Raw genomic sequence first — 486 nt, forward strand, 5'->3', positions numbered from 1 at the left:
AAAGAAATCCGTAAGGGAGTTTCTGCCACGCCCCTCGGCAAGCGAACCTTGTTTGAAGGCGCTTTTATGAAAGCAGGGCGTTTTCCAAATCGCGTGACCGTGGGTCAATTCAAAGGTCACGTTTACCGCCGATCAGGATACGGAACGCGCAGGGATAACAGTAAGGGTGAAATGATTTATCAAGTTCGCTCTGGTGTATTTATTCCAAAAGAAATGACAACTGGTGAAACGCAGGCTGCTTTCCTGCGCACGGCTGAACCGTTGCTTAAGCAGCGAATTGATGCAGCCATTGCCAAGCTCCTCAAGTGAGGGGCAGGTCAGTTGATGGGTACCCCCCCCCATTTAGGGACCGTATCCCAGACTTTTGCCTGACACGGGTGCGCGCGACTGCCAGATTTTGCCAGTCTTATAGGGCTTTTACTTGAGTTGACAGGGTTGACACATGGGATATCCAGTTGACAGCGATGCGCCTCGTATCATGTGGTC

1 pseudogene is annotated in these 486 nt (G+C 51.2%); it reads left to right on the forward strand.

The window, feature by feature from the left end:
* A pseudogene (locus HBA93_RS18410) lies at positions 1-309 on the forward strand (hypothetical protein); the annotation flags it as partial.
* Positions 310-486 lie beyond the last annotated feature (177 nt).

Origin of the sequence: Ochrobactrum sp. SFR4 (genome assembly GCF_019730395.1) — a bacterium.
Taxonomy (GTDB): domain Bacteria; phylum Pseudomonadota; class Alphaproteobacteria; order Rhizobiales; family Rhizobiaceae; genus Pseudochrobactrum.